The following is a 20,928-nucleotide window of genomic DNA, read 5'->3' as shown; positions in this document are numbered from 1 at the left end:
TAATTTCGGGTCAATGCGATCATGATTCAGGCCAGATGACCGGCCAGATCGAAGGAATAGCCATGCGAACTTGCCTTATCGTCGACGATTCACGCGTGATCCGAAAGGTATCGAGGCATATTCTCGAAAGGCTCGATTTTGCCGTCAACGAAGCGGAGAATGGCCAATTGGGCCTCGATGCGTGCGAGGCCGAGATGCCGGATGTGGTTCTGCTGGACTGGAACATGCCGGTGATGACCGGGATCGAATTCATCACCCAGTTGCGTAAGCGTCCCGGCGGGGACAAGCCCAAGGTGGTGTTCTGCACCACCGAAAACGATGTCGCCCATATCCGCGAGGCGATCAGCGCTGGCGCCGATGAATATGTGATGAAACCCTTCGACCACGAAACCCTCCAGATAAAATTGCAATTGGTTGGTTTCGCATGAACGCAAGAGTGCCCTCTGCCTCGCGCCTGCTCAAGGGGGCCGATCCGCTAACCGACGGGCAATCTGATTGGTCGGTCAAGGTGCGCCCTGCAGACGCAATCCGAGTCATGCTGATTGACGATTCGTTGACCGTACGGACCATTTTCAAACGCATGGTCGAAAGCGACGGTGCCATGGTCGTGGCCGAAACCGCCAGCAGCGCGGAACGCGGCATCGCCCAATTGCAGCGCGCCGATGTCGATGTCATCCTACTCGACCTCGAAATGCCGGGCATGGGCGGGCTCGAAGCCTTGCCCGCGATCCTTGCAGCTGCGCCCAATGCACAGGTGATGGTGGTCTCCTCGCTCACCGAAGACGGAGCCGAGGCAAGCGTGCAGGCCTTGTCGACCGGCGCGGCGGACACCATGCTCAAACCGCGTCCAGGCGGATTTACCGAAGAATATCGTAGCCAGATGCTGGCCAAGATCCGCGCACTGGGCAGCCACGAAGCATTAGCCGAGCGGTCTGATGCTGCCGCTGCATCGTCCGCACTGGCACCTGCAACCGCCCCAATCGGCGGCAATCCGGATCAGCCGCTGTCCACGCGCAGCCAGCGCCGCACCAAACACCCGGATGTGCTCGCAATCGGAGCTTCAACCGGAGGTATCCACGCGCTCAACGTGATGCTGCGCGCACTCACCCCCGAATTCGATCTCCCGATCTTGATTACTCAGCATTTGCCGAGCTCCTTCATCCCCGTGTTCGCGCGGCAAATCGAAGTCGCCAGCGGACGCCCGACGCATATCGCCGAAGACGGCACCGAAATTCGCAAAGGTGAAATCGCCATTGCGACCGGCCACGGCCACATGATCGCACGCCGCATTGGTGATCGGCTGGTTACCGGAATTTCCGCTATTCCTGCGCCGAGCGGTTGCCTTCCTTCGGTCAGCCCGATGCTTTCCAGTCTTGCGGTGGCCTGCGAAGGCCGGGCTTTGGCCGTGATCCTGTCGGGCATGGGACGCGACGGGGTCGAAGGGGCGGAAGATCTGGTCGCAGCGGGCGGTTCGGTCTGGGCGCAGGATGCAGAAAGCAGCGCAGTCTGGGGTATGCCGGGCGCGGTCGCCAAAGCCGGTCTGACCAGCCTCATCGCCTCTCCCGATGCGCTGGGTATGGCGATCATGGCGCAATTCGCGGCGTTTTCCCGCGACCCGGCGAACATGCCCGCCTGATCCGCTATGGAAGTCAGCGAAGCCTCCTATCAGATTATTGCTGAACTGCTTTGCGCGCAAACCGGTCAGCAGCTGACCGAAAGCCGCCGCTGGCGCATCGGCACCGCGCTTGGCGGGGTGTTCCGTCAGCACGGGATCAGCAATATCGACCAGCTTGTCTGCATGCTTGATGTGCCGCGCCGCCGAAGCCACGATCACGATCTGGCATCCGAAGTGGTTGAGGCCCTGCTCAACAACGAAACCTATTTCTTCCGTGACAAGCCTACATTTGACCAGATACCTGACCAGGTGCTGCCCGAATTGGCGCGCAGTCGCGAACATGCGAAACGCATTTCAATCTGGTGTGCAGGTTGCTCCACCGGACAGGAAGTCCATTCCTTGGCGATGCTGTTCGAAGATCAGAAAGAGCGCTGGCAGGGCTGGACCATCGACATTCTGGGCACCGATGTTTCGCATAGCGCAGTCCGCACGGCGCGCACCGGATTGTATAGCCAATTCGAGGTCCAGCGCGGGCTGGGCGTCGCGCAGATGCTGCGGCATTTTGACGAAACGCCGGACGGCTGGCAGATCCGCGATCACGTCCGGCATATCACCCGATTTCAACAGCATAATGTGCTGAACGATCCGCCCGCCCGTCAGCGGTTTGATCTGATCCTGTGTCGCAACGTGTTGCTCTATTTCGACCGCTCGACGCGGGAGCTGGCGTTTGACCGATTGTCCAGCGGATTGGCGCGCGATGGTTTCCTGATGTTGGGCGCAGGTGAAACGGTGGTGGGCCAGACCCGCGCATTTGTGCCGTCGCCGCACCGCGCCAGCCTTTATGAAATTGCGGACTGCGCGGCGCGCAGTTCGGCCTTCGCTCAGGCCTGAAAATTAACGCGCACCTGCAGGCTTTTACCGATGTAGAGCGTCTCGCTTTACCCTTCATTAGCCAATGCTCTTTAGGAAACGGGTTATCGCAAACGCGCGTTTGAGCGCCGACAGCAGGAGCCATGGTGCCAAATCCGAGCAAACCCTTGCGCCTGACCCCGGTCGGGCTGGTGCTGGTGCCCTTGGCCACGGTTTCGCTGGTGTTTGCTCTGGTCGCGCTGGTTGTGATCGCGAGCGATACGCTCGAATTTGCCTCACCCAGCGCTCTGCTGATCGCGGGCACATTGGTCTACGCGGCAACGATTTTTCTACTCAGTCGCAATGGTATTGCCAATGTGCGCGAGCTGGAATCGCTTGGGAGCACCGACACATTGAGCAAACTGCCCAATCGCCGGGCCCTGCACGCCGATGTCGAGCGGCTCTCACAATCCAGGGAAGAAGTGGCGATTGCGCTGATCGATCTCGACAGTTTCAAACAGGTCAATGACCATTATGGCCACGCGGTCGGCGATCAATTGATCCAGCAATGCGCAAGGCTGCTGCAGAAAGCATGCGCAAATGAAGCGCGCTGCTATCGGCTTGGCGGGGACGAATTTGCGGCCGTAATGCATGGCCGGGTGGCTGGCACCATCCTCGAAGGGATTTGCCGGACATTGCTGCAACAGCTGCAATCGCCGGTGAATGTCGGTGCGCTTCAGATCAATGTCGGTGCCAGCATCGGGCTCGCACGCAGCACCGCCGACAACCGCCTGCCATCCTCGGAAATGCTGCGCCGGTCGGACGTGGCCATGTATATGTCCAAACGCGGCGGCAAGATGCGCTGCACATGGTTCAACGAAAGTTTTGACCAACGCCGCGAAGCCGTGCGCGAGCTTGAAGATGAACTGCGCGGCGGGCTTTCCAACGGTGAGTTTGAAATCGCCTATCAACCGCTGGTCGATGCGGTTGGAGGCAGAATTGTCGCGGTTGAGGCGCTGCTGCGCTGGAACCGCAAGGACGGCCGCAATATCGGCCCCGCCGTGTTCATTCCGGTGGCCGAGGAATCGGGGATTATTAACCCTATCGGCCTGTGGGTGCTGCGCGAAGCGGTGTGCACCGCGCGCCGGTGGAAGGGCATCACCCTGTCGGTGAACATTTCCGCAGCGCAGCTGCGCAACCCCGAATTTCCGATCAAGCTGGGTGAAATTCTCGAAGAGACAGGCTTTCCCCCGCATCTGCTCGAACTTGAGGTGACCGAAACGTGTCTGGTGCTCGACCCGGTGGTGGCCGAACGCAGTCTGGACGTGATCCGCAAATTTGGCGTGCGCATTTCACTCGATGACTTTGGGACCGGCTATGCCTCGATCGGGTTCCTGCGCCAGTTCCGCTTTGAAAAGCTTAAGCTTGACCGCAGTCTGGTGGTGGACGCGGGTCAGGATGATGGCAGCCGCGCAATGATGTTGTCCAGCATCGCGGTCGCCCGCGCGCTCAAGATGGGCGTCACGGCAGAAGGGGTCGAAACCATCGAGCAAGCCGACATGGTGCGGCTGGCAGGATGCGACCAGATTCAGGGGTGGCTGTATTACAAGGCCATGCCCGCTGCTGACATTGACGAGTTGATTGAGCGACAAAACGCAGACCTGGCAGTCGCCGGTGCGGTTGATTCTGATACATTGAAAAAGGGTGGGAAAGCAGCATGAGCGCTTTGCAGGAAATCGCCATCGACCTTCAAGCTGAACAGGCAGGAACGAAGCCAGACGAAGGCGGCGCCGTGGCTGGTAGGCTTGGCAAGCTGCGTCATCGCTTCGCCAATTTGTCGATTGGCCAGAAGATCACGTGGTTTTTCGGCGTGAACCTCGCGTTTGCGCTGATTGCCGGGGTGTTCATCATCTCGGGATTCATGCAGGTGGGCGCGCGCGCTGAGAAGATCAACGTCACCCACGATCACGCGCTGGCGTCAGAACGGCTGGTGGTCGATATTTCCGAAGCGACCCGCCACGCGGAAAACCTGGTGGCCACCGGCGATCCAGAGCGCGAAGGCTCTGCCCTTGCCCAGCTCGAACTCGCCGATGCCAAACTCGCGGAGCTGCGCGAAATGGTGATCGACACCAATATGCAGGCCTTTGACCGGCTGGCGCTGATCGAAGCAGCCGTCGAAGATTTCCGCCGTCAGATCAATGCCTTTGACCCAGACACCAGCGCTGATCGCCGCGCCAGCCAGAGGGCCGAAGTGAACTCTACTGGCGGTGCAGCGCTTGAAGCGGCGCGCGACATGGCAGCGCTGTTGGGCAAAGATGCCGACACGATGTCAGATTCGGGTTCGGACCTGATTACAACGCTGCTGTGGTTGTGCGTTGGACTTGCCGCCGTTCTGTCCGTGCTGACCATGATCGCCCAACGCTATTTCGACCGCAATGTCGGCGGCGCGCTCAAAAATATGGCGGGCGAGATGAGCAAGCTTGCCCGGGGCGAGACCAAGATTGAAATTGCCGGCCAGGAACGCGGCGACGAGATTGGCGAAATGTCCCGAGCGCTGGTCATTTTCCACCGCGCCGGACAGCGACTTGAACGCATGAGCAGCGAACGCGCGGAAAGAGCGCGCGCCCAGCTCGATGAACAAACCCGCTTGCAACAGCAACAGGAAGAGGCGCGGCAGGAACGCGAACGCGCGCTGCGCAGCGTCGCAGAACAGTTTGAACGCACGGTCGGCGAAGTGGTAAGCGGGGTTGCCAGCGCTTCAAGCCAGCTTCAATCCACTTCAACAATGATGGCAGCCACAGCCGAACAATCGAGCCTGCGAACCTCAGAAGTCGCCGCGTCGATGGAAGAAGCCAATTCCGGAGCAACCGCAGCCGCAGCCGCTTCGGATGAATTTGCGATGTCGATTGGCGAGATCAGTCGTCAGGCCGCGTCCTCCGCCGAACTGGCGCGCAAGGCGACTTTATCCGCGAACGAGGCCGATGCAACGATTGCTGCATTGGATGCTTCGGCACAGCAAGTGGGCCAGATCGTCGAATTGATCCAGACCATCGCCCAGCGCACCAATCTCCTTGCGCTCAACGCCTCGATCGAAGCGGCGCGCGGCGGCGAAGCCGGACGCGGCTTTGCCGTGGTGGCCAGCGAAGTCAAAGAGCTGGCGATGCAAACCAGCCGCGCGACCGAACAGATCGCCGAACAGATCCGCGCCATGCAAAGCACCACCGGTGCCAGCGTCAGCGCGCTGCGTTCTATCGCCAGCGAAGTCCAGCAGCTCGAAACCACCGCCGTGGCCATCGCCAGCGCCGTCGATCAACAATCGGTCGCCGGTCAGGATCTGGCGCGCAGCATCGACCTTGCGGCGCGGGGGACCGAACAGGTCTCGGCGCATATCAAGGAAGTGCGCGAGCTATCCATCTCGACCGGATCTGCCGCCAGCCAGGTGCTGTCAAGTTCGACCGCGCTCGAAAAGCAGGCGAGCACTTTGCGGGTGCAGGTCGACAAGTTCATGGCGCAGGTCCGGGGCTAGAGCGAAGTCTGGCTGGCAAGTCTTTGTAAAGGATTTTCGTTCACACATAGGTCCAGCCCGCCGGCCGTTGAGGCTGCGGGCGTTGGTACGGCAATGACGGGGTCCGCCGCGCAAAATGGCCCCGCACTGGGATGTGTCGATGAAGATGATGGTGCCGCAGATGGAGCAAGAGGAACAGCCTGTTCCGCCCACTGCGCCCGCGCACGGCAGCATTCCCGGCCGCGCAGACTGGTTTCGCAATCTCACTATTCGCAGCAAGGTCAATGCCATATTCGGCACATTCTTTGGCATAGGATTTGCGATGGCTTTGGTGCTGGCGCTTGGCCTGGGCGAATTGTATCTGCGCTACTCTGCTTTGGCCAATGCCAATCATGCGCTTTATGAATCCGCCGAATTGCGCAGCATTGCTGGTGATTTGCGCTATAATTCTGCGCTCTTCATGTTCGTTGGCGAGGCTCAGGTCCTCGACCGGCAACGCTCCAGCTATGAAGCTGCGAAGAGCAAGATCGACGCAATCGAAGCGGTCGCACAGGATGACTTGCCCGCCTTTATCCCGGAAGTCCGGCGTCTCAAATCCAACCTTGTCGATTACAACGATGCCTTTATCGCCGTAATCACAGCGCAGGCTCAGGGCGCCGATATGGACCGCCTGACCACGCTTGGTAGGCGGCTGGGCGGTCGCGGAGACTCGCTGATTGCAGACACGCGCAAACTGGCCGATGATCTGAACACGCAGCGCGAACGGATTGAACAGACCGCGCTCACCTATTTCACCTATATGATCGTCATACTTGCCGCACTGGCCGCACTTGCGACCGCGATCCTGTTTGCAGGGCTGCGCTATTTGTCGCATGATTTTTCGCGCAAGATTGCCGAGATTTCGGACGGGATGGCCCGGCTGGCCAAGGGTGACCGCGATTTCGCCATCGCCGGTGAAGACCGCCGCGACGAAATCGGCGAAATGCTGCGCTCACTCAACCTGTTCAAACGGGCCGGCGAACGCATCGAAATGCTGTCGCGCGAAAGGGCCGAACAGGCAGAGCAAACCATCCGCCTGCAAAGCGAACGCGAACAAGAGCGCAGCGAGGCCGAACAGCGCCGCGCCGCGTTGCTGGGCGAAGTCGCGCAGCGGCTTGACCGCACCGTTGGCGAAGTCGTGGGCAAGGTTGCGGCGGCCACTGCCGAACTTGGCACCACCGCCGTGGCCATGGCCGCCACCGCCGAAAAGGCCAGCGCGCGCACCAGCGATCTGGCGCAGCATATGGAAACCGCCAATGTCGGCGCGACCGCAGCGGCGGCCGCGTCCGATGAATTTGCTCTTTCTATCGGCGAAATCAGCGCTCAGGCTTCCTCTTCCAGCAAACTTGCCCGGCTCGCCAGCGATGCAACCGAGGAGGCCGATGTCACGATTTCGGCGCTGGCCGCATCGGCACAGCAAGTGGGCCAGATCGTCGAATTGATCCAGACCATCGCCCAGCGCACCAATCTCCTTGCACTCAACGCCTCGATCGAAGCGGCGCGCGGCGGTGAAGCCGGTCGCGGCTTTGCCGTGGTCGCCAGCGAGGTCAAGGAACTGGCCATGCAGACCAGCCGCGCCACCGAACAGATCGCCGATCAGATCCGCGCCATGCAGGACAAGACCGGGGCCAGCGTGGGCGCGCTTCAGGCGATTGCGGCGCAGGTCAAGGAACTCGATTCAAGCGCGGTCGCCATCGCCACCGCCGTCAATCAGCAATCGGTCGCGGGGCAGGATCTGGCCCGCAATATCGACCTCGCCGCGCACGGCACCGCCACCGTGGCGGGGCATATCGCCGACGTTAGGGAATTGTCCCTATCCACCGGGGCCGCCGCAAGTCAGGTGCTGGCAAGCGCGAATGATCTGGAAAATCAGGCATCTACCCTGAGCGAGCAAGTCAAGGACTTCCTGAGGCAGGTCCGCGAAGCCTGATCTTCGGCACTGTCACGCATCTGCAAAGCGCGGGCGGCAAACAGCGCCATGCGCATCGAAAATATCACTGCCCCATCGGCCAGTTTGGCAATGCCGCACGCAGAACCGGCGCACCTCGCGAAAAGGGGCGCGGAGGCTGTTTTCACGCCGCAGTCTATTCATGCGCCCGAGGCTATGGTCGCCAGCGGCACGCCTGCAGGGGATTTCATGGCGGAGTTGGCCAAAGCGGGACCGCAGCGCCTGATCCGCAATGTCGCCTCCACCCCGATGGTGCTGCGCTATGGTGGCTGGTCGTTGCCGGTGACAGTGGAAAGCGGCGGCTATGGGCAGAGTTATGTGGTCAGTCCGCACAGCCATTACGTGCTGTATGCGCGCGATGAGATCGACATTATCGGCATCGGCGCGGGGCGCACCGCTGCCAAGGGCGTGCTCGCCACGCTCAGCACGCTGCTGCATGGGGTGCGGATCAACCACGCGGTGCATCTCGACAATTGGCTGCTGTCGACCAATCTGCACGGCGATTGGTCGGGTCAGGGTTTGCCGCAGATGCGGGCGCATCTGGCGGCGGAATTCCCCGACCGGCTGCTCATTATACGCTCGCTGGATCAATGGAGTTGCCCGCAATTGCTGGAAACCGTGCGCGATGATGGCTGGATGCTGTTACCCGCGCGCCAGATCTGGGTGACGGACGATCTCAGATGCGAATGGAAGAAACGCAACAACACCGCCAATGACCGCCGCGCGCTGAACAAATCTGGGTTGCTGGTCGAGGAGCCGGAGGCTTTCACGCCGCAGGAATGCGAACGCATTGCCGACCTCTATCGCCAGCTTTATGTCGGGCGCTATTCCGCGATCAATCCGGTTTTCACCCCGGCGTTTATCGATGCCAGTGCGCGCACAGGATTGCTGCATTACAGGATCGCGCGGGAGCCGGGCGGGCGCATCATGGCAGTTTGCGGGATGCGCGCCGCTGGCGGGATCGTTGCGGTGCCATTGCTCGGCTATGATATGGCGCGCCCGCAATCCGAAGCGCTGTACCGGATTGCCAGCTATATGGCGTCGGAGTGGGCGATGGTGCGCGGCCTGCGCTTCAACGGATCAGCGGGCGCGGGCAAGTTCAAGCAAATGCGCGGCGCGCGCAGCGAAATCGAATATATGGCCGTCTATGCGCGCCACCTTCCCCCTATCCGCCGGGCAGGTCTGGCGTTTCTGGCGCGCGCGCTGAACACGCTGATGGTGCCGCTGCTGCGCGATCGCGGCTGGTGAGGCGGCCAATCTGCTTGACACATCACCCAGTGTATCAAGCAGGCTTTCAGGGGTGAAACGGGCAACAAATAGCTATATATCAATAAGCTATTCCACACCGCCAGTCGCAGCAACCGCTTGACACTTTTCCAACAAGGGAAAGCATCGCCCGCGTCTCTGGGCCGGAAATTGGCAATATTTTTGACGATATCAAAGAACCGCCGCGGATATAGCGCGACGTCAACGTGTAGGAAAATTTGACCGCACTCTGAGCAATGCCAGCCCCGCGGGGCCGAGTTCAGGACACTCACCCACCCGCCAATTGCTCCATCTCCGCAACTTCGCGTTCAAATCGGGCGCTGGCGGTGCCGGGGACGAGTTCAGCGAAGACATCGGCAAGGCTGCGATAATACCACAGGGTCCCCGCCTTCTTTCCGGTGAAGCGGTCCCACACTGGATCGCCATGCGCACGCAGATCGGTGTTGATCGCAGCGGCGTTGTGCGTCTTGTCCGCAATGCTCACCTCTAATGAGGCGACCGGCTTTGACCGTAGGCTGGCGATATAGGCTTCTTTGCGCGGACGCCATGCGGGCTTGGGTTCAACATCGCTATCGGTGCAGTGATCTACGATCTGGGCGACGCGCTCCCCAAAGCGCGCGCGGATGTCTTCGAGCCGCGCCTTCCCACCCTGATCCTCGACCGCATCATGCAGCAGAGCCGCAATCGCCTGATCCTCATCCGCGCCATTTTCCAATGCAATCGCCGCGACGCCAAGCAGATGCGCAAGGTAGGGGACGGCACCGCCCTTGCGCAGCTGCGTTCGATGCGCCGTGCTGGCATAGACCAAAGCATCATCGAAGCGGGTTGTGAGCAAGGGAATGGCAGTATCGGTCATGCTTTCGTCCATCATGGTAGCCACAAGGTCACACGCCTAACAGCGAAGCTGCAAGCGGCTTTTTGCTGGCTATGGGGGAACGTCGGGATCGTAAAGGGGCTGCGCACGGCACAAGCGTAACGACGCCCGCTTGCCCGTCGCAAAGCCAAGCTCAACCTTGTGGCTGCGACCCAATAGCGGCGAAATTTGCGCTGGTTGCGGGAGTAGGATTTGAACCTACGACCTTCAGGTTATGAGCCTGACGAGCTACCGGACTGCTCCATCCCGCGATACCGTTTTGCTGGCTATCCTTGCTCGCGCGACCTGAGGGACGCGCTGCTGAGGATGGCCGGTCGGCTTTGCGAAGCTGTTGGCTTCGATCAGCGCGCGTCTTTGCCGCCGGAGCGTAAAGACGCCAAAAGGGCCGCCCTTGCGGGACAGCCCTGTTGACTAGTGAATGGGTTATTTCCCGCGCTATCGCTGGCTTCAATGCCTGGCGGCGACCTACTCTTCCATGCCTTAAGACATAGTACCATCGGCGCAATCTGGTTTCACGGCCGAGTTCGAGATGGGATCGGGTGGGTCACAGATGCCATGACCACCAAGCAATGGGGCCAGCGAAAGTGCGGGTTTTAAATCGATGTCATACAGCGCAATCACACTGCATGAATTGGTAAAGGGCGTATCTGGCTGAAGAATTTCTCCGACCAACGTGCAGCAAAGCTGACGTTGACAGTGCAAACTCTCAAGCGCGATAAGAACTATTAGGACTGGTTAGCTTCACACATTACTGCGCTTCCACACCCAGCCTATCAACGTCATGGTCTATGACGGTTCGAAGATACCTAATCTCAAGGGAGGCTTCCCGCTTAGATGCTTTCAGCGGTTATCCCGTCCATACATAGCTACCCAGCGGCACGCCTGGCGGCATGACTGGTACACCAGAGGTATGTTCACCCCGGTCCTCTCGTACTAGGGGCAACTCCTTTCAAGTATCGACGCCCACGGCAGATAGGGACCAAACTGTCTCGCGACGTTCTGAACCCAGCTCACGTACCACTTTAATTGGCGAACAGCCAAACCCTTGGGACCTGCTCCAGCCCCAGGATGTGATGAGCCGACATCGAGGTGCCAAACGATTCCGTCGATATGAGCTCTTGGGAATCATCAGCCTGTTATCCCCGGCGTACCTTTTATCCGTTGAGCGATGGCCCTTCCACGAGGGACCACCGGATCACTATGACCGACTTTCGTCTCTGCTCGACCCGTCGGTCTCGCAGTCAGGCAGGCTTATGCCATTGCACTCTCGCAGCCGGTTTCCAACCGGCCTGAGCCTACCATCGCGCGCCTCCGTTACTCTTTAGGAGGCGACCGCCCCAGTCAAACTACCCACCACAGAGGGTCCTACTACCGGATAACGGTAGTTAGTTAGACATCAGAAAACAGCAGGGTGGTATTTCACCTATGGCTCCACTTGGACTGGCGCCCAAGTTTCAAAGCCTCCCACCTATGCTACACAACTCTTTCCTAATGCCACTCTGAAGTTGCAGTAAAGGTGCACGGGGTCTTTCCGTCTAACCGCGGGTACTCCGCATCTTCACGGAGAATTCAATTTCGCTGAGCATATCCTGGAGACAGTGGGGAAGTCGTTACGCCATTCGTGCAGGTCGGAACTTACCCGACAAGGAATTTCGCTACCTTAGGACCGTTATAGTTACGGCCGCCGTTTACTTGGGCTTCAATTCGGAGCTTGCACTCCTCCTCTTAACCTTCAAGCACCGGGCAGGCGTCAGACCCTATACGTCGTCTTGAAGCCGACTTAGCAGAGTCCTGTGTTTTTGATAAACAGTCGCTACCCCCTGGCCTGTGCCCCCTCCACACTGGTTGCCCAGTGAGAGGGCCTCCTTCTTCCGAAGGTACGGAGGCAATTTGCCGAGTTCCTTCAGGATACTTCTCTCAAACGCCTTGGTATACTCTACCTGACCACCTGTGTCGGTTTCGGGTACGGTTTATACGGAGAGGCTATTTCCTGGAACAGCTTGGCTGCATGACCAATCCAATAAGGCCACACAACTTCCACCATCCGTCACACATCTCCAAGCCCACGAATATTTACGTGGTTCCCATCGACTACCCCCTTCGGGCTCGTCTTAGGGGCCGGCTAACCCTGCTCCGATTAGCGTTGAGCAGGAACCCTTGGTCTTTCGGCGAGAGGGTGTCTCACCCTCTTTATCGCTACTCATGTCAGCATTCGCACTTCCGATATGTCCACCGTCGGTTACCCTTCGGCTTCAACCACTTACGGAACGCTCCGCTACCGCTGCAGTAAACTGCAACCCTAAGCTTCGGTGCATCACTTTAGCCCCGATACATTTTCGCCGCAGGAACCCTTATTTAGACCAGTGAGCTGTTACGCTTTCTTTAAAGGATGGCTGCTTCTAAGCCAACCTCCTGGTTGTTTTGGGATTCCCACATGCTTTACCACTTAGTGATGACTTGGGGACCTTAGCTGTAGGTTAGGGCTGTTTCCCTTTTGACGACGGACCTTAGCACCCGCCGTCTGTCTGCCAGACAAGACTCGATGGTATTCGGAGTTTGGTTAGGTTTGGTACCGCTCGCGCAGCCCTAGCCCATCCAGTGCTCTACCCCCATCGGCATACATCTGACGCTCTACCTAAATAGATTTCGCGGAGAACCAGCTATTTCCCGGCTTGATTGGCCTTTCACCCCTAAACACAACTCATCCGATAATTTTTCAACATTAAACGGTTCGGTCCTCCAGTGCGTGTTACCGCACCTTCAACCTGGTCATGCCTAGATCGCCGGGGTTCGGGTCTAATCCAACATACTCAGTCGCCCTATTCAGACTCGCTTTCGCTTCGCCTACACCTAACGGCTTAAGCTTGCATGTTAGATTAAGTCACTGACCCATTATACAAGAGGTACGCTGTCACCCCCTAAAGAGGCTCCAACTGATTGTAAGCATTCGGTTTCAGGTACTGTTTCACTCCCCTAATCGGGGTGCTTTTCACCTTTCCCTCACGGTACTGTGTTCGCTATCGGTCATGTACGAGTATTTAGGCTTGGAGGGTGGTCCCCCCATGTTCAGACAGGATTTCACGTGTCCCGCCCTACTCAAGTCCTTTTGGATTACTTTTACATACGGGGCTATCACCCACTATGGCCACTCTTTCCAAAGTGTTCTGTTAATTCACCAAAAGGCACTGGCCTGGTCCCGGTTCGCTCGCCACTACTACGGGAATCTCTGTTGATGTCTTTTCCTCCAGGTACTGAGATGTTTCAGTTCCCCGGGTTTGCTTCACCAAAGCTATATATTCACTAAGGTGATACCTTATCCACCTCGCCCGGCATCCCCGAAAGGATACTGGAAGAAATGGTGAAGGTGGGTTTCCCCATTCGGAAATCGCCGGATCAAAGTTTGCTCACAACTCCCCGACGCTTATCGCAGCGTGCCACGTCCTTCTTCGCCTGTACATGCCAAGGCATCCACCAAATGCTCTTACCTCACGCTTGAGAGTCCACACCATCAACGACAGCCTTGTATAACGACCGTGCGCCTTTGCGATGATGCGGAAAAATTATCTCAGCCAGATAATCAATTTGATTGATTTTGTGATGATATCGATCGCAATAGAACTCAGCCCCGAAGGTCTGACCCTTTGCGACGATACCGCCACGGCATCGATTTAAAAACCCATTCACAATGTCAAATGCAGCGGCCAATGCCGCCTACCTCAGCTCCGAATTGCTTCGGGCAAGGATCTGATCTCTTTTCATCTATCGGATTACCTGGTGGAGCCTATCGGGATCGAACCGATGACCCCCTGCTTGCAAAGCAGGTGCTCTCCCAGCTGAGCTAAGGCCCCTAAAGGTAAAATGGTGGGCCTGAGAAGATTTGAACTTCTGACCTCACCCTTATCAGGGGTGCGCTCTAACCAACTGAGCTACAGGCCCACACCTGTCCTGCGCTGGCCGCATGGCCGCGAGGGGCGTGTGAGCCAACTCAGGATAACAACACCCTGAAAGCGTTGTTTCCGATTGATGAAAGGACATGAGGACGACGGCAATGTTCTTTGGAGATTACGAAGCACTTTCCGGGACTAGCCCAGACGCTTTCGTAAAAATCCTTAGAAAGGAGGTGATCCAGCCGCAGGTTCCCCTACGGCTACCTTGTTACGACTTCACCCCAGTCGCTAAACCCACTGTGGTCGCCTGCCTCCCTTACGGGTTAGCTCAACGCCTTCGAGTGAATCCAACTCCCATGGTGTGACGGGCGGTGTGTACAAGGCCTGGGAACGTATTCACCGCGGCATGCTGATCCGCGATTACTAGCGATTCCGCCTTCATGCTCTCGAGTTGCAGAGAACAATCCGAACTGAGACATCTTTTGGAGATTAGCTAGCCCTCGCGGGATCGCTGCTCACTGTAGATGCCATTGTAGCACGTGTGTAGCCCAGCCTGTAAGGGCCATGAGGACTTGACGTCATCCCCACCTTCCTCCGGCTTATCACCGGCAGTTTCCTTAAAGTGCCCAACTAAATGATGGCAACTAAGGACGAGGGTTGCGCTCGTTGCGGGACTTAACCCAACATCTCACGACACGAGCTGACGACAGCCATGCAGCACCTGTCACTAGGTCCCCGAAGGGAAGGAATCTGTCTCCAGAAACCGTCCTAGGATGTCAAAGGCTGGTAAGGTTCTGCGCGTTGCTTCGAATTAAACCACATGCTCCACCGCTTGTGCAGGCCCCCGTCAATTCCTTTGAGTTTTAATCTTGCGACCGTACTCCCCAGGCGGATAACTTAATGCGTTAGCTGCGTCACTCAAGTTCTGTGAACCCGAACAACTAGTTATCATCGTTTACGGCGTGGACTACCAGGGTATCTAATCCTGTTTGCTCCCCACGCTTTCGAACCTCAGCGTCAATACCTGTCCAGTCAGTCGCCTTCGCCACTGGTGTTCTTCCGAATATCTACGAATTTCACCTCTACACTCGGAATTCCACTAACCTCTCCAGGATTCTAGCTACCTAGTTTCAAGGGCAGTTCCGGAGTTGAGCTCCGGGATTTCACCCCTGACTTGGATAGCCGCCTACGTTCGCTTTACGCCCAGTAATTCCGAACAACGCTAGCTCCCTCCGTATTACCGCGGCTGCTGGCACGGAGTTAGCCGGAGCTTATTCTCCAGGTACTGTCATTATCATCCCTGGTAAAAGAGCTTTACAACCCTAAGGCCTTCATCACTCACGCGGCATTGCTGGATCAGGCTTTCGCCCATTGTCCAATATTCCCCACTGCTGCCTCCCGTAGGAGTCTGGGCCGTGTCTCAGTCCCAGTGTGGCTGATCATCCTCTCAGACCAGCTATAGATCGTCGACTTGGTAGGCCATTACCCCACCAACTATCTAATCTAACGCGGGCCCATCTAAAGGCGATAAATCTTTGGTCCGAAGACATCATCCGGTATTAGCTCAAATTTCTCTGAGTTATTCCGAACCTAAAGGCAGGTTCCCACGCGTTACGCACCCGTGCGCCACTAACCCCGAAGGGTTCGTTCGACTTGCATGTGTTAGGCATGCCGCCAGCGTTCGTTCTGAGCCAGGATCAAACTCTCAAGTTTGTGTCACATACTAAACAAGCATGGGGAAAACCCCATCAACCTGCTTGGCATGAGCTTCAAGGAGCCGATACCTGCACTGTCAAACGTAATGGATACGAATGAACATGCATCATCACATCCAGACTGTGGAGCCTGGAAGGATGTGGCAATCGGCTTATTTTAACAGGTATCCGGAGCCTTAAAACCCCCGGACCTGGCGCCGTCGCCCACATGTCCCTTCATCAAAAACTAACAATGTCAAAGAGCCCGCCAGACAGTAATAGCGGACAGCGATGGTTTCCCCGATTTACACCGGGGGACCGGCTATCCGTTTATGTTGGCGACCAACGCTTGCGGAGCCGGTAGAAACCGTCAGCGCCGCGTCGGTGGAGCCCATCTATGCGCGCTTCGAGATTCGGTCAACGCCTTTTTGCAATTTTATTTCAATGACCCGCAAAGATCGCAGAAATCCGCCATTCCGAGGCTCCTTAAGCCCCATCAATCTGGGTTTCATCAGGCCAGAATCAACCCCGCATTAACAATCATAGCCCTTGATGCGCTGCGGTTCCCGGCAGAATCGAGCCAAAGGTTGGGTCATTTCTTCACCTTTCGCGCCTAGATCGGCGCAGATGGACCCAAAGGCGCCTTCGGCCGAATCAATCTACGGCGCTGCCAGCCACGCCGAGCCCGATGCGCATGACGCCAGCGGGTTCGCGTCGCGCGTGCGGACGGCGGTGGTGTGGCGTTGGGGCGCGCAGGTCGGGGCGCAGATCATCACCTGGACATCGACCTTTCTGGTCGTGCGCCTGCTCGACCCTTCCGATTACGGCCTGTTCGCCATGAGCCAGGTGGTGGTGACCGCGCTCGCTTTCCTCAACGGACAAAGTTTTGCGACCTCGATAGTGCAGACCGACAGGCTGGATAATCGGCGCATCGGGCAGGTGTTCGGGATGTTGCTGCTGGCCAATGGACTATTGGCAGCCATCCAGTTCTTGTTTGCTCCCTATGCTGCGGCCTATTTCGAGGAGCCAGTGGTGGCTCAGCTCCTGCGGGTGCAGGCCGCGATATTCCTCACCATCCCCTTTATCGCGCTCCCATCCGAATGGCTGGCGCGCGGATTGCAGTTTCGCAAACAGGGTCAGGTCAACATCGCCAGCGCCGTGGTCGGGGCATTGACGGCATTGTTGCTGGCGTGGCTGGGCTGGGGCGTGTGGGCGCTGATCTATGCCGGCCTGTCGATATTCGTCACCCGCGCAGCAGGGCTGATGCTGGCCGCGCAGCTGTGGGTGCGCCCCATCTTCGACCCGCGCGGCGCATGGGATATGCTGACCTTTGGCGGCACATTGACGCTGTGCCAGCTGTTCTGGATCATCCAGAGCCAGAGCGACGTGGTGATCGCCGGTCGGTTTATGGATACGCATGATCTTGGCCTTTACACTCAGGCTTTGTTCCTGACGCTGATCGTGACGGGCCGGTTTATCCCGCCGATCAATGAAGTCGCACTGGCGGCCTATTCGCAATTGCACCGCGCGGGCAAACCGCTTGGCCCCTATTTCCTCAAGACCGCCCGACTGGTGATGATGGTCAGCGCGCCGGTCTATGTCGGCCTTGCGCTGACCAGCGAGAACGCGATTCTCGTGCTGATGGGCGAAAAATGGACCGAACTGATCCCGATTGTCGCCGGACTGGCTATCGCCATGCCCGCCTTTGCGCTGCAATTGATCTGTTCGCCGGTTACCAATGCGATGGGCAGGCCGCGCGTCTATCTGTTCACTTCGATCTGCGGAGCGGTGATTTTCCCCGCCGTCTTTCTGTGGAGTGTCAGTGCCGGAGCGATGGGGCTGGTGCATGCGTGGTGGATTGGCGCGCCGCTGCTATGCGCGGCGACACTGGCGGTCACCCTGCCCCGGATCGCTGTGTCCCCAATAGCGCTGTTTGCTGCACTTTCCCCGATTGCGCTCGCCTGCGCGGTGATGGCCGCAGCGGTCTTGACGCTTCAGCACATTGCGCCGGTTTCCAGCCCGCTGATCGCGCTGGCGCTGCACGCCGGTCTGGGGGCCGCCGCCTATGCCGCGACATTCTGGTTCTTCTATCGCGGGATCGTGATGGAAACCTGGGCGATTGTGCGCAACCGCGAAGCGGTCGTCGCTGCCGCCTGAATTCCAACACCCGATGCCAATCGACCGGGGTATTTGGGGTGGCACCCGTTCTCTGGTATGATGCGCCGCTTGACGCTGGATAATGCCAGCGCGTTCGGGATGGGAAAAAGCCATGAAATATGTATGGGCAATGCCCGCCATCGCCGCCAGTTTGGCCGCCAGTTTGATCGGGAGCGGCGCGGCCCATAACACGATCAGCAACAGCGCGATAGCCGCAGCGGTCGAACCGCCGCTTGCCCCGCCGCTGACGACCGGGCCCTCTGCTGTGCCTCCCGCAATCGAGCCGGTCGCGCCCAACCTGGCCGATCCCGCGACCGAAGTGCTCGATCTTGAACGCGACGCCGCGCGCCGCCTCACCGTGCCGGTCATGATCGAAGGCGCAGGGCCGTATGATTTCATGATCGACACCGGCAGTCAGGCCACCGCCGTCACCCACCAGATCAATGAAGGGTTGCAACTGACACCGTTCGGCACCGCAACGCTGGTCGGGATGGCCAGCAGCCGCCCGGTCAATGTCGTCGAGGTCGATTCCATGACATTCGGCAGCCACACGATCCGCGACCTGATCTCCCCCGTGCTCGACCGTCAGCATGTTGGCGCAGATGGCATCATCGGGCTCGACAGCCTGCAGGATTTCCGCGTGCTGATCGATTTCCGCGAAGAAACGATCACCCTGCAAGATGTCTCGGTAGAGCGCGGCTCGCGCAGCGGGTTCGAGATAATCGTGCGCGCGCGCCAGCAACTCGGCCAGCTGCTGATCACCAACGCCGTGGTCGAAGGGGTCAGCGCGACGGTTATCATCGACACTGGCGCGCAAGGGAGCATCGGCAATCTTGCGCTGCGCGAGCGGCTGCGCAATGCGCGCGCCCAGGAAGTAACCACGACCGACGTCAACGGCGTGGAGCTGGTTGGTCAATTGTCCACCGTACGCACGCTCAACGTGGGCGGGTTGCAGATGCGCAATGTGGCGCTCGCCTTTGCCGATACACCCGCCTTTGATGCGCTTGGTCTTTCGGATGAGCCGGTCATCTCGCTCGGCATGCAACATCTGCGATTGTTTGATCGGGTGGCGATTGATTTTGCCAGCCAGCGCATCCTGTTCGATGTGCCGCGCGATGTGGCGCGCGAATTGCGGCGCCAACGCCACACTGGCTATGGTGCTGTCCGGCAATAGCGCAATCGCTTTGCAAGCTTGTGCACTCATGACCTTGCGGTAGGCACGGCGCGCGCCCACATGCAGCGGCGCAATGCCCCCCGATACCGCATCCTCTGACCGGCCCGCCGCCCCTGCCCCTGCCGAAGGGTGGAACACGCTGCTGCGGTTCCTTCCCTATCTGTGGCCCAAGGACAATCTGGAGCTGCGGGTGCGGATTGTTCTGGCGATGCTGCTGGTGCTCGCGGCCAAGGGGGTCACGCTCGCGCTGCCGTTTGCCTATAAAGGCGCGGTCGATGCGATGGAGGGATCGGGTGCCGCCGCCGAGATCGCCGCCGGGGCGCAGGTCGCCATGGCGCTGGTCGCGGCGTTTGTGCTGGGCCGCTTTACTGCGCTGATCTTCGACAATCTGCGCAATGTTGCGTTTGAACGGGTGGGCCAGATGGCCACGCTCAGCCTGGCGCAGGATGTGTTCCACCGGCTTCACCGTCTGTCGCTGCGTTTCCACCTCAACCGCCGCACCGGCGAGGTTACCAAGATTATCGAGCGCGGGACCAAGAGCATCGATTCGATGCTCTATTTCCTGCTTTTCAACATCGCCCCGACCGCCATAGAACTGGTCGCGGTGGGGATCATTTTCTACCTCAATTTCGGGTGGGAGCTGGTCGCGGCGACCGCGTTGACGGTGGTCAGCTATATCTTGGTCACCCGCTGGATCACCGAATGGCGCACCAAATTGCGGCGCGAGATGAACGATCTGGATGGGCAGGCGCTGCACCGCGCGGTGGATTCGCTGCTGAATTTTGAAACGGTCAAATATTTCGGCGCCGAAACGCGCGAGGAAGTGCGCTATGCCGGGGCCGCGCGCGCCTATGCAATGGCGGCGGTGAAATCGGAAAACTCGCTCGCGCTGCTCAATGTGGTGCAATCGGGGATCACCAATGCGCTGATGGCGGGCGCGATGATCTACACCGTCTGGGGGTGGAGCAAAGGCGAACTGACGGTCGGCGATCTGGTGTTCGTGAACACCTATCTGATGCAGCTGTTCCGCCCGCTCGATTTGCTTGGCTGGGTCTATCGCACCATCCGTCAGGGGCTGGTCGATATGGCAGAGATGTTCCGCCTGATGGACGCCGATGTCGAAGTCCGCGATGTGCCCGGCGCACCCGCGCTGGTGGTGCGCGAACCTTCGCTGGCGTTTGACAATGTGACATTTGGATATGAGCCGGAGCGCACGATCCTCAACGGGCTTAGCTTTACGGTCCCGGCGGGCAGCACGCTCGCCATCGTCGGCCCCTCGGGCGCGGGCAAGAGCACGATTGGCCGCCTGTTGTTCCGTTTCTACGATCCGCAAAGCGGGCGCATCCTGATCGACGGTCAGGATATTGCGCAGGTCCAACAGGAAAGCGTGCGCGCTGCAATCGGGATCGTGCCGCAGGACAGCGTGTTGTTCAACGACACGCTCGCCTACAACATCGCCTATGGTGCCGAAGGTGCCGATCTTGCCACGGTGGAACAGGCCGCGCGCGATGCATCATTGATGCCGCTGATCGAACGGCTGCCCGATGGCTTTGACACCACCGTCGGCGAACGCGGGCTGAAACTGTCGGGCGGAGAGAAACAGCGCGTCGCCATTGCCCGCACTTTGGTCAAGAACCCGCCGATCCTGTTGCTGGACGAGGCCACCAGCGCGCTCGACACCCGCACCGAACAGGAAATTCTCGGCACGCTCAAACGGCTGGCGCAGGGGCGCACAACGATTGCGATTGCGCACCGGCTTTCGACGATTGCCGACGCCGACCGCATCCTTGTGCTCGATGACGGCAAATTGGCTGAAAGCGGCTCGCACGCCGGACTGCTGGCAAGCAGCGGGCTCTATGCCGCGATGTGGGCGCAACAGGCGGCCGAACGCAGCGAGGAAAAGGAAGCGGCGGAGTAACG

General features: G+C 59.0%; 12 protein-coding genes, 3 tRNA genes and 3 rRNA genes. 10 read left to right on the top strand and 8 right to left on the bottom strand.

The window, feature by feature from the left end; all coding sequences use genetic code 11:
* The first annotated feature begins 62 nt into the window (after nt 1–62).
* The 7 genes from ACM64M_RS09480 to ACM64M_RS09450 all read left to right on the top strand — a co-directional run bounded on the left by ACM64M_RS09480 (nt 63) and on the right by ACM64M_RS09450 (nt 9,204).
* Nucleotides 63–428, top strand: a complete 366-nt coding sequence (locus ACM64M_RS09480) for a response regulator (RefSeq protein ID WP_416228442.1) — start codon at nt 63–65, stop codon at nt 426–428.
* Nucleotides 425–1,636 carry a chemotaxis-specific protein-glutamate methyltransferase CheB gene (cheB, locus tag ACM64M_RS09475; protein ID WP_416228441.1) on the top strand — a complete coding sequence of 404 codons (1,212 nt, stop codon included), beginning with the start codon at nt 425–427 and terminating at the stop codon, nt 1,634–1,636. The genes ACM64M_RS09480 and cheB overlap by 4 nt, the downstream gene beginning before the upstream one ends.
* Before the next feature lie 6 nt (nt 1,637–1,642).
* A complete protein-coding gene (locus tag ACM64M_RS09470; protein WP_416228440.1) occupies nt 1,643–2,506 on the top strand; it encodes a CheR family methyltransferase in 864 nt (287 codons plus the stop codon).
* A gap of 122 nt (nt 2,507–2,628) precedes the next feature.
* A complete protein-coding gene (locus tag ACM64M_RS09465; RefSeq protein WP_416228439.1) occupies nt 2,629–4,185 on the top strand; it encodes a putative bifunctional diguanylate cyclase/phosphodiesterase in 1,557 nt (518 codons plus the stop codon).
* On the top strand, nt 4,182–5,990 hold the full coding sequence (locus ACM64M_RS09460) for a methyl-accepting chemotaxis protein (RefSeq protein ID WP_416228438.1): 1,809 nt from the start codon (nt 4,182–4,184) through the stop codon (nt 5,988–5,990). Before ACM64M_RS09465 ends, ACM64M_RS09460 begins: the two co-directional genes overlap by 4 nt.
* 115 nt (nt 5,991–6,105) lie before the next feature.
* Nucleotides 6,106–7,938, top strand: coding sequence for a methyl-accepting chemotaxis protein (locus ACM64M_RS09455; protein WP_416228437.1), 1,833 nt, complete (start codon nt 6,106–6,108; stop codon nt 7,936–7,938).
* A gap of 207 nt (nt 7,939–8,145) precedes the next feature.
* A complete protein-coding gene (locus tag ACM64M_RS09450; protein ID WP_416228436.1) occupies nt 8,146–9,204 on the top strand; it encodes a hypothetical protein in 1,059 nt (352 codons plus the stop codon).
* 286 nt (nt 9,205–9,490) lie between these two features.
* Here the strand turns inward: ACM64M_RS09450 and ACM64M_RS09445 are convergent, their stop codons facing one another.
* From ACM64M_RS09445 to ACM64M_RS09410, 8 genes are all read right to left on the bottom strand, one after another.
* Nucleotides 9,491–10,078 (bottom strand): HD domain-containing protein, encoded by a 588-nt coding sequence (locus tag ACM64M_RS09445; RefSeq protein ID WP_416228435.1) that lies wholly within the window; start codon nt 10,076–10,078, stop codon nt 9,491–9,493.
* A gap of 192 nt (nt 10,079–10,270) precedes the next feature.
* Nucleotides 10,271–10,347 (bottom strand) — tRNA-Met (locus ACM64M_RS09440).
* Nucleotides 10,348–10,548: 201 nt separating this feature from the next.
* Nucleotides 10,549–10,663 (bottom strand): 5S ribosomal RNA (rrf, locus tag ACM64M_RS09435).
* 138 nt (nt 10,664–10,801) lie between these two features.
* Nucleotides 10,802–13,591: ribosomal RNA gene (locus tag ACM64M_RS09430) — 23S ribosomal RNA — on the bottom strand.
* Entirely contained in the window at nt 13,583–13,801 is a 219-nt protein-coding gene (locus ACM64M_RS09425) for a hypothetical protein (RefSeq protein WP_416228434.1), read from the bottom strand. The genes ACM64M_RS09430 and ACM64M_RS09425 overlap by 9 nt, the downstream gene beginning before the upstream one ends.
* 67 nt (nt 13,802–13,868) lie before the next feature.
* Nucleotides 13,869–13,944 (bottom strand) — tRNA-Ala (locus tag ACM64M_RS09420).
* 11 nt (nt 13,945–13,955) lie between these two features.
* A tRNA-Ile gene (locus tag ACM64M_RS09415) sits at nt 13,956–14,032 on the bottom strand.
* A gap of 177 nt (nt 14,033–14,209) precedes the next feature.
* A 16S ribosomal RNA gene (locus ACM64M_RS09410) occupies nt 14,210–15,696 on the bottom strand.
* The 16S, 23S and 5S rRNA genes sit together here with 3 tRNA genes alongside, the layout of an rRNA operon.
* A gap of 608 nt (nt 15,697–16,304) precedes the next feature.
* Between ACM64M_RS09410 and ACM64M_RS09405 the strand changes: the two genes are divergently transcribed.
* The 3 genes from ACM64M_RS09405 to ACM64M_RS09395 all read left to right on the top strand — a co-directional run bounded on the left by ACM64M_RS09405 (nt 16,305) and on the right by ACM64M_RS09395 (nt 20,926).
* Entirely contained in the window at nt 16,305–17,834 is a 1,530-nt protein-coding gene (locus ACM64M_RS09405) for a lipopolysaccharide biosynthesis protein (protein ID WP_416228433.1), read from the top strand.
* A gap of 112 nt (nt 17,835–17,946) precedes the next feature.
* Nucleotides 17,947–19,008 (top strand): aspartyl protease family protein, encoded by a 1,062-nt coding sequence (locus tag ACM64M_RS09400; RefSeq protein WP_416228432.1) that lies wholly within the window; start codon nt 17,947–17,949, stop codon nt 19,006–19,008.
* Nucleotides 19,009–19,081: 73 nt separating this feature from the next.
* Nucleotides 19,082–20,926, top strand: a complete 1,845-nt coding sequence (locus ACM64M_RS09395) for an ABCB family ABC transporter ATP-binding protein/permease (protein WP_416228431.1) — start codon at nt 19,082–19,084, stop codon at nt 20,924–20,926.
* The last annotated feature ends 2 nt before the right edge of the window (nt 20,927–20,928 follow it).

Origin of the sequence: Qipengyuania sp. ASV99 (assembly GCF_047872805.1) — a bacterium.
Lineage (GTDB): Bacteria > Pseudomonadota > Alphaproteobacteria > Sphingomonadales > Sphingomonadaceae > Erythrobacter.
This window is presented reverse-complemented; position numbering and strand designations above follow the sequence as displayed.

Bases quoted from the DNA above. Each gene is read 5' to 3' on its own strand.
- ACM64M_RS09480 (WP_416228442.1), top strand. From the start codon at position 63: ATGCGAACTTGCCTTATCGTCGACGATTCACGCGTGATCCGAAAGGTA.
- cheB (WP_416228441.1), top strand. From the start codon at position 425: ATGAACGCAAGAGTGCCCTCTGCCTCGCGCCTGCTCAAGGGGGCCGAT.
- ACM64M_RS09470 (WP_416228440.1), top strand. From the start codon at position 1,643: ATGGAAGTCAGCGAAGCCTCCTATCAGATTATTGCTGAACTGCTTTGC.
- ACM64M_RS09465 (WP_416228439.1), top strand. From the start codon at position 2,629: ATGGTGCCAAATCCGAGCAAACCCTTGCGCCTGACCCCGGTCGGGCTG.
- ACM64M_RS09460 (WP_416228438.1), top strand. From the start codon at position 4,182: ATGAGCGCTTTGCAGGAAATCGCCATCGACCTTCAAGCTGAACAGGCA.
- ACM64M_RS09455 (WP_416228437.1), top strand. From the start codon at position 6,106: ATGGCCCCGCACTGGGATGTGTCGATGAAGATGATGGTGCCGCAGATG.
- ACM64M_RS09450 (WP_416228436.1), top strand. From the start codon at position 8,146: ATGGCGGAGTTGGCCAAAGCGGGACCGCAGCGCCTGATCCGCAATGTC.
- ACM64M_RS09445 (WP_416228435.1), bottom strand. From the start codon at position 10,078: ATGACCGATACTGCCATTCCCTTGCTCACAACCCGCTTCGATGATGCT.
- ACM64M_RS09405 (WP_416228433.1), top strand. From the start codon at position 16,305: ATGGACCCAAAGGCGCCTTCGGCCGAATCAATCTACGGCGCTGCCAGC.
- ACM64M_RS09400 (WP_416228432.1), top strand. From the start codon at position 17,947: ATGAAATATGTATGGGCAATGCCCGCCATCGCCGCCAGTTTGGCCGCC.
- ACM64M_RS09395 (WP_416228431.1), top strand. From the start codon at position 19,082: ATGCCCCCCGATACCGCATCCTCTGACCGGCCCGCCGCCCCTGCCCCT.